8 protein-coding genes are annotated in these 9,080 nt (G+C 35.6%); 7 read left to right on the forward strand and 1 reads right to left on the reverse strand.

Annotated elements, in window-relative coordinates:
* Positions 1-99 precede the first annotated feature (99 nt).
* Positions 100-477: a hypothetical protein gene (locus tag CK510_RS20455; RefSeq protein WP_095723458.1), complete on the reverse strand. Its 378-nt coding sequence runs from the start codon at positions 475-477 to the stop codon at positions 100-102.
* Between the two features lie 157 nt (positions 478-634).
* On the opposite strand from CK510_RS20455, the gene CK510_RS20460 reads away from it, so the two are divergent.
* From CK510_RS20460 to CK510_RS20490, 7 genes are all read left to right on the forward strand, one after another.
* Complete coding sequence (locus tag CK510_RS20460; protein ID WP_245912240.1) at positions 635-1,693, forward strand: glycosyltransferase; 1,059 nt, start codon at positions 635-637, stop codon at positions 1,691-1,693.
* Positions 1,656-3,017: an O-antigen ligase family protein gene (locus CK510_RS20465; RefSeq protein WP_245912241.1), complete on the forward strand. Its 1,362-nt coding sequence runs from the start codon at positions 1,656-1,658 to the stop codon at positions 3,015-3,017. The genes CK510_RS20460 and CK510_RS20465 overlap by 38 nt, the downstream gene beginning before the upstream one ends.
* A gap of 70 nt (positions 3,018-3,087) precedes the next feature.
* Positions 3,088-4,083, forward strand: a complete 996-nt coding sequence (locus CK510_RS20470; protein ID WP_095723461.1) for a glycosyltransferase family 2 protein — start codon at positions 3,088-3,090, stop codon at positions 4,081-4,083.
* A 38-nt stretch (positions 4,084-4,121) separates the two neighbouring features.
* Positions 4,122-5,174, forward strand: a complete 1,053-nt coding sequence (locus CK510_RS20475; RefSeq protein ID WP_095723462.1) for a Gfo/Idh/MocA family protein — start codon at positions 4,122-4,124, stop codon at positions 5,172-5,174.
* Positions 5,175-5,347: 173 nt separating this feature from the next.
* A complete protein-coding gene (locus CK510_RS20480) occupies positions 5,348-6,424 on the forward strand; it encodes an NAD-dependent epimerase/dehydratase family protein (protein ID WP_095723463.1) in 1,077 nt (358 codons plus the stop codon).
* Complete coding sequence (locus CK510_RS20485; RefSeq protein WP_095723464.1) at positions 6,406-7,734, forward strand: glycosyltransferase family 4 protein; 1,329 nt, start codon at positions 6,406-6,408, stop codon at positions 7,732-7,734. The genes CK510_RS20480 and CK510_RS20485 overlap by 19 nt, the downstream gene beginning before the upstream one ends.
* On the forward strand, positions 7,731-8,897 hold the full coding sequence (locus CK510_RS20490) for a glycosyltransferase (protein WP_095723465.1): 1,167 nt from the start codon (positions 7,731-7,733) through the stop codon (positions 8,895-8,897). Before CK510_RS20485 ends, CK510_RS20490 begins: the two co-directional genes overlap by 4 nt.
* The last annotated feature ends 183 nt before the right edge of the window (positions 8,898-9,080 follow it).

The following is a 9,080-nucleotide window of genomic DNA, read 5'->3' on the forward strand; positions in this document are numbered from 1 at the left end:
TGATATGTCTCAATTCCATCTTTGTAAACAAGCCGAAATGCTTCGCGATAATCACCACCATATTGAACTATTAAAAGACGCATATTTATTATTTAGTAATTAGGATACTGAATCTCTTTCTGTACGGATCCAAATATTTTGCGGTTTAATTAGGAACTGCAAATAAACTGGGATTTTCTTCAAAACATAAAAAGGAACTGTTAGAAGTTGATTCAAAGGTAAGATTTTAGTGGCAAAACCCGACCAAGCTGTGAGAATTGCAGTGAGGAAACACAATCCTGCTGTTGCTGAAATTATTACTGATATCCACGATGCTCCCACTAATGTAAATAAACTAGAAATTGTCATTATTCCTAACCACATGACAACGAGTAAAGACAGAGGTGGAACACACAAATCAAGAGCGTCAATTAATAATTCAAACCGTTTTTGATATACGCTTTCTTTGAGCAAAATTGGTAAATAAGTCCGAATCATTTGTAAATGACCATGCTCCCAACGAGTTCTTTGACTTTTAATAGTTCAATATGGTGGTGATTATCGCGAAGCATTTCGGCTTGTTTACAAAGATGGAATTGAGACATATCATGCACAAAAATATGTACTAGATACAGTCATACATATTTCCGAAGATGTGGATGAAGTCATCTTACTATGTTGTAAATCAACACAGATATATAATGATGTAATTGCCAAAGGGCTACGTGTGATTGGTGCAGGAGTTGAACCATATCAACAGGTACACACAATTTTGCGAATTATTGCTGCACATAAACCAACACATCTCGTAATTCATTTTCCCATACCAGAAATTTTTCGCTGGGCAATTCGGAATAAGGTAAAAACAATTGGTTTACTAGCAGACTCTTTTTTAAGAACAGGGTTACGTCGTCAGTGGAAAAATTATTCTCTCGCACGTTTATTAAACCATCAACAAATAGATTGGATTGGTAATCATGGTATAAATTCTTGTTTTTCACTTCAACAAATTGGAGTAAAATCTCACAAAATTATTCCCTATGATTGGTCTCATGCAGTCACTCCAGAATTATTTTCAGCCAAGCACCAACCTAATGAAAATAATTGGAAATTAATTTATGTTGGCTCCGTTATTGAGTCAAAAGGTGTTGGTGATATTTTAAATGCAGTGGCAATTTTACAGGAACGCAATTTTCCTGTAACTTTACAAATTGCTGGAAGTGGAGAAATTGACAAATTTACCGATTGTGCAGAACGTTTAGGAATTCGCGATCGCATCACGTTTTTAGGAGTAGTTCCAAATCACCTAGTAATTAAGTTTATGCGGGATGCGGATATAGTTGTTGTTCCTAGCTGGCACGAATATCCTGAAGCATTACCACTAACTATTTATGAAGCATTCTGTGCATATACACCATTAGTAGCATCCAATCATCCAATGTTTAGAGGTAATTTGCAACATGAAGTAAATGCCATGATTTTTCCTGCTCAAAATCCCAATTTACTAGCTGATTGTGTTATTCAACTACTTTCTCAACCCCATTTATATGCACGAATTTCTAATGCATCTGCTATTTCTTGGCAACAGTTACAAATTCCTGTAAAATGGGCAGATTTTATCGAAAAATGGTTATACACTTCATCAATACATGATAAATGGTTACACAACCATAGTCTTGCATCTGGTCATTATAATTCCCCTACTTGCCAATAATATCATTATTCTTTTATCTGAACATAAAATCAATCGACTTATAGATGAGAGACGTATAATTGTGGGTATTTTTGTGAGACTGTTAGAGAAACTATTTGTTATTTTAGCCCTAACTTTTTTTTGTGGAGCATTCGGTCAGTTTGCCTTAGGTGATGTGATCCCAAAATTCATCATCACATTAATTAGATTCTCTGTTTGGGGAATATCTACTACTCTTATCTGCATTTTCTGGAAAGATACGATATTTATTCTGCTCCGGAATAAAATATTGTTTCTACTCACATTTTTAAGCTTTATCTCATTTATATGGTCAGTGGCACCAGAGTTTACATTATCTAATATCAGAGATGTGATGATGATGACGTGCTTTGGTTTATATTTTGCTTCTCGTTTTACATTAAAAGAACAAATTCAACTGATTGCTTTAACTCTATTAATAGGAGCTTTTCTGAGTACTATTTTTTCCTTAGGATTACCTGCAATTGGAAAACATGGAGCTCCCCATCCAGGTGCATGGAAAGGAATATATGGTGACAAAAATAATTTCGGCAGTATGATGGTCTTGAGTTCATTAGCATTTTTTATGCTGCCTAAAGATAATTTAAAACTATATAAGTGGGGTGGTTTTATTGTTTCATTGATACTAATACTTCTATCAACTTCTAAAACTTCTCTCATAATTTTCTTTTTACTAATATTATTTATATTTTTCTATAAAGAATTTCGTTGGCAAGGAAAAATAAGTGTTATTTTCGTAGACTTGGGAGTTCTACTTTTAGGATGTATTTCTTTGCTTATTTTTAGTTACTGGGCAGAATTTTTAACTAGTTTGCAAAGAGACCCAACTCTAACAGGTAGAGTGCCTGTATGGGGTTTTGTAATCTCGAAATTAATGGAAAGACCATTATTAGGTTATGGACGTGAGGGATTTTGGGCACCTAATAGTTCATTCGCAATTTCAGCAGGTCAAACTGTAACATCTGGTGGATGGGTTACTCCTCATGCTCATAATGGTTTCCTTGATATCGCACTTGATGTTGGTTTAATTGGGTTATTACTATTTTTAATTACTTTTGTCATTACTTTTGCCCGCAGTTTAAAACAAGCTTATGCTGCTGAATATCCAGAGGAGTTGTGGTCATTAGCTTTTCTCTGCTTTTTAGTCATGAATAATTTGACAGAAAGCTTTTTATTGCGGGGAGCAAATTTGTATTGGGTTTTGTATATATCAACTGCATTTACTCTGAGTCAAAAAAGATTTGTAAAATCGAAGATTAGGCACATCAAATATTTACACGAACGTGAAGTTTCTATAAATATTTAGAAATATATAATCGTAAATTTATCTTATATCTAAATGTCACTACAATTAATTATAATGAGGAGGTTTAGCTTTGAGTTCTATAGGGATTGTTGTTATCGGCAGAAATGAGGGTAATCGTCTCAAAACTTGCTTGTTGTCATTAATTAAAGAAGAAAATACGATTATTTATGTTGATTCTGGTTCTACAGATGGGAGTGTTGAATTTGCTAATTCTTTAGGTGTTTTTGTAATAGAACTGGATTTGTCTATTCCCTTTACTGCTGCTCGTGCTAGAAATACAGGATTTGCATATTTATTACAACAAAAACCCGATATAGAGTTTGTACAATTTGTTGATGGTGACTCTCAAATCGTAGAGGGATGGCTAACAAGAGCAACAGTGGAAATGCTCATTCAACCTGATGTAGTAGTGGTATTTGGTTATCTACGAGAATTATTTCCTAAAGCATCAATTTTCAACCGTGTTTGTAATGTTGAATGGTACGCTTCTCCTGGGGAAGCAAAGTATTGTGGTGGTATTGCCATGATGCGGGTAAGTGCATTAAAACAAGTTGGAGGTTTTAATCCTGCTCTAATTGCAGGGGAAGAACCAGAACTCTGCGTGCGTTTGCGTCAAGCTGGAGGCAAAATTTTAGCCATCGATGCAGAAATGGCACAACACGACGCAGCAATGACCAGCTTCAGTCAATGGTGTAAACGCTCTATTCGCAACGGTTATGCCTATGCTGAGGGAGCTTGGTCACACAATCATTGGGCTAGGGAAAGTCGTCGGATTTGGTTTTGGGGTTTATTTTTACCTTTATTAACTATTGCGAGTTTCTTCCCAACAAAAGGATTGAGTATTCTTTTATTTGTAATCGCTAATACTTATTTATTTTATCGAGTATATAGCATTACCCTTTTAAAGGGTTTTGAACAAAAAGATTCCATTATTTACGGTTTATTTTGCACGATAGATAAATATCCCATGTTATACGGTCAAATTCAATTTCATACTTTGAGATTATTCAAGCGATCGCAACCCATTATGGAGTACAAAAACATCATGACAGAAGTTAAAAGTTAGAAATTTGTAAATTTAATTATTCAACAAGGAAAATAGTAATGACAACAAAACTAAAATCAGCAGTAATTGGAACGGGAGCAATTTCTAAAGAGCATCTCAGCTTTTTATCGAAATCAGAACATGTTCATCTAGCTGCCGTTTGTGACCTTTCCAAAGCATCAGCTAAATATGCTGCACAACGATTTGGTGCTGAATCTAGCTATACAGATTATCGTCGAATGTTATTCGAGACAACGCCTGATGTTGTCCACATTCTCACCCCTCCCCATACCCACAAACAAATTGCTAAAGACTGTTTAGAAGCAGGTGTAAATGTATTTTGTGAAAAACCGATCGCACCAACATATGATGAGTTTCAAGAGCTTGTAAATTTAGCAAAATCGCAAAATCTCTGGTTAATTGAAAACCAAAACTACTGCTTTAATGAAAAAATTTTAGTGATTAAAAAACTAGTTGATGATGGCATTCTTGGTAAAGTTCAGGAAGTAGAAGTAAGAATTGCCTTACCTGTACGAAATGGTGGAGTTTTTGCCGATGAAAATTTACCAAACCCAATTCATCAACTTCCCGCAGGAGTTGTTCACGACTTCATTACTCATCTATGTTCCCTAGTAGTACGCTTTATACCTGATTTTCAACAAGTTAACGCAGCTTGGAATAATCATGGTGGTGGTGAACTATTTAAGTATGATGATTTAGATGCGATCGCAATCGGAAATTCTGCCCATGCTCGGATCAGATTCACTAGTCATGCTCTACCAAGTTCATTTAGTGTGATTGTGCGAGGTTCAGCAGGTTATGCAGAAACAGATTTATTCCAACCCTATCTTCGTTGTGTTATTCCCCGTGCAGGTGAATTACTCTCTCCACTAATTAATCATTTTGTAAATGGATATGACTTAATTAGTTCAACATTTATTAACTTCCGTAATAAGGTCATGCAAAAAACTCCCTATGAAGGTTTACACAGACTTTTAGACAGTACCTATACAGCATTAATCGATGGAAAAACTCCACCAATCAGTTTTGAAGATATGGAACGTACTAATCGATTAGTTAACCAATTACTTTTGGAAACCGGGAGATTTTAGATTTCGGATGATTAACTATACTCAAAACAGTTTTGAGTTTGATTTTGAAATGCAAAGTTACGCAGAGTATTGATTTTAAATTTTGTGCTGAGGTCAAAGTTTAGCTATTATTCATTTTCTGTATATTTTGAAAATTTGAGCTTTTTACAATCTTTAAATGAGGTTTATTTCTAATGAAGTTACTGATAACAGGTGCTTCCGGTTTTGTGGGACAATATGTGGTTGCAGAAGCACTACGTAAAGGACATCAAGTAAGTGCAGTTGTACGTCCATCTAGCGATACAAAAAAACTCCATTGGGCTAATCATCCAGCAGTAGAATTAGTCCGTATCGACTTACGACGCAAAGCTGGTATTGTCGATGCCATTAAGGATGTAGATGCAATCATTCATTTAGCAGCAGCTAAAGAAGGTGACTTTTATACTCGATTTGCGGGTACGGTAATTGCCACGGAAAACTTACTTGATGCCATGTTAGAAGCAAATATCATGCGTCTAATTAACATTAGTACTTTCTCCGTTTATGACTATCTTCGTATCCCATCGGGAACCACAATCAACGAAAATTCAGCTATAGAATCTAACCCATTAGAACGAGATGAATATGCTCAAACCAAATTACTCCAAGAAGAACTTGTAAATGAATTTCAAAAAAATCATCAATCCCAAATTACCACCATTCGTCCCGGTTTAATATATGGACGAGGGAACACCTGGAGTAGCTTGCTAGGAGGTGAATTAGCTGGCAATGTGTGGTTACGAATTGGTGGTTATGCAACTATGCCATTGACATACATTGAAAATTGTGCAGATGCAATTATTTGTGCTGCGGAATCCGAGCAAGCAATTGGTCAAACCATCAATGTTATTGATGATAATTTACCGAATCAAAGAACCTATGTTAAAAAATTAAAGCAACATGAAATGCCAATTCCCAAAACAATTCCTGTCAATTGGACATTGATGCGTAGCATTGCTTGGACAATGTGGAAATACAACAAAGTCGCACTCAAAAGTCAAGCAAAGTTACCAGGTATATTTAACCCAGTTATACTTGATGCCAGATTCAAGCATTTTCGTTTCACTAATTCTCGTGCTAAAGAAATGTTGAATTGGACACCCAAATATTCCCTAGATGTATCACTCGATCGCATTAATAGTAATGAAGATTTACTACAAGTATCGCAGTCAATTACAGAAGCAGTAAAAGCAGGAATAATAGAGGAGGATTTATGCGAATTGCTTACTTAACTGGTGAATACCCCAGAGCGACAGATACTTTTATCCAAAGGGAAGTTATTACCTTACGAGAAATGGGAGTAGATATACAAACATTTTCTATTCGTCGTACTAGGGATGAACACATGGTTGGAGAAGAACAAAAACAAGAACGCGATCGCACTTTCTATATTCTCCCTACTAACCCCATAAATTTACTTTTAGTACACCTGAATTTACTGTTAGCAACACCTAAAAAATACTTACAAACTCTCAAACTAGCTTGCTCAACCAGTCAACCAGGAATAAAGGGCTTTCTATATCAAATATTTTACTTTCTCGAAGCAGGAATTCTTGCCCAACAAATCAAAACTCGCCAAATTTCCCATCTACACAACCACATTGCCGAAGCGAGTGGAACAGTAGCAATGCTTGCTGCCGAAATGGGAGTATTTACATACAGTTTTACATTACATGGACCATATATTTTCTTTAAACCATATCAATGGAGACTTGACGAAAAAATTAAGCGATCGCAATTTGTTGCCTGTATTAGTAATTATGCTCGCAGTCAAGGAATGATATTTGCACCTCCCGAAAAATGGCAGTACATGCATATCATTCATTGTGGGATTGACCCAAATTTATTTAATGTTGTTAGCCATAAAGAACCGGGAAAACGTTTGCTATTTGTGGGTAGACTCGTAGCAGCAAAAGGATTACCAATACTCCTAGAAAGTTTAGCAACATTGCAAAAAAAACACCCAGATATTCTCTTAACAGTCATTGGAGATGGTTGCGATCGCAAACTATTAGAACAACTAACTATCAAATTCGGATTAACCCAAAATGTTAAATATGTCGGATATAAATCTCAACTTGAAGTCCGAGAACAGCTTCAACAAACAGATATTTTTGTGATGTCGAGTTTTGCGGAAGGGATACCAGTAGTCCTAATGGAAGCAATGGCAAGCGGTGTTCCTGTTGTTGCCACACAAATTGCTGGTGTCAGTGAATTAGTCGAAAATGGCGTTAATGGCTACCTTGTTCCCCCTGGAGACAGCCTTTCATTAACGGAAAATATCGAAAAATTACTGACTAGTCCGGAAACAAGAGCAATATTTGGTACAGCAGGACGAGAAAAAGTCGAAAAAGACTTTAATATCCGTCATGAAATAGCCAATTTACATCAACTAATGACTAATAGCTTGCAAAATAACAGTGAAAAATCGACTTGCTATAAACAGAGTGATATGCCTCCGGTATCTCGCTCAAAAAAACAGCAGATATCGAATGAGACTATTACTATTAATGCATCTTCATACAGTACTTTAAAGCGATGAACTACCACATCCCATTAGATTTTACTAGCGACTTAGAAGAATTAGACTCTTTAGCTAAAGCTGGAAAATGTCCCTCACAATTCATGTGGAAAGTAGCTCAAAATTTAGGAGCAAAAGTTCATCAACCAGAGTTATCTAAAATTTTACCAATAGATAAAGCCCTGTCAAATATTATTGGCAATTCTTCCCATTGGGCACTTGCACGTCAGCTATCTTCGCAAATTCAAACTGGAGATGTAATATTTTGCAATAAAGAACAAATTGGTATTCCCGTCGCTGCTCTTTGCAGTTCCTCAAATGTGCGACCAAAAATAGTTATGTTTAGTTACAAAATTAACGGACTACGAGGTTATTTCGCCTTAAAGCTGTTTAAAGTAGTAGAAAAAATTGATTTATTTTTGACATATACCCCTTCGGAAACTAAATTTCTGCGAAACTATTTAGGTTTACCAGAAAACCGCGTTTATCAAATTTCTTCTCAACCACCAATAGACACATCCTTTTTTACACCAGGGCAAGTCTCATACAAAAAAACGCGTCCACTAATTGTCAGTGGTGGTTGGGAACAAAGGGATTATCAAACTCTTGCGATCGCAACTCAAGATTTAGATGTGGATGTCAAAGTTTCTGCCCTTTCACCTTCTAGGAAGATACCAACAAAATCATTCCCAAAAGTGATGCCAGATAATATGTCTTTTGGCTTTTACGATTGGTGTGATTTGGTGCAACTTTATCGTGATTCTGACTTAGTTGTTCTTCCTCTTTTTAAGAATAACTATGAAGCTGGTTTAACTACTTTATTTGAAGCTTTAGCTTGCCAGAAACCTGTTATTGTTAGTCGTTCTTCACCAGAAATAATTTCTACACTAATTGATTCGGGTATTGTCACAGGTTTTAATCCAGGAGACTCTAATGGTTTAAACCAAGCGATAATTAAAATATTGAATCAACCCCAAATAGTACAACAGCAAATTGAGCGAGGTTATGAACTGGTAATGAGACAATTTAATCATGATAGCTACATTCAGGAATTAGCTTCAATACTCAAATCTTCTAATCTTTCTCCTGATTCAAACTTATCTAATTCCCATCCGAAGATGGTTAGAAATAAATCCATCCCAATTCTTGCTAAAGAAATGGGATTAAATAAAATGCAAAAGTAAAATAACAGAAAATGGATAAAAATAAAGATTTACATCTGAAAATATTCTTTAATTTTTTGTTTGTCCTAAATAGACATCTCCGGAAAAGATGTAGAGACGTTGCATTGCGGAGACATGACAAGGGTTCTGGGGAATGCATAATTAATTTTCACTCCTATGTCTAGTGTATTGAACTATTAACAT

Source organism: Brunnivagina elsteri CCALA 953 (assembly GCF_002289455.1).
Lineage (GTDB): Bacteria > Cyanobacteriota > Cyanobacteriia > Cyanobacteriales > Nostocaceae > Brunnivagina > Brunnivagina elsteri.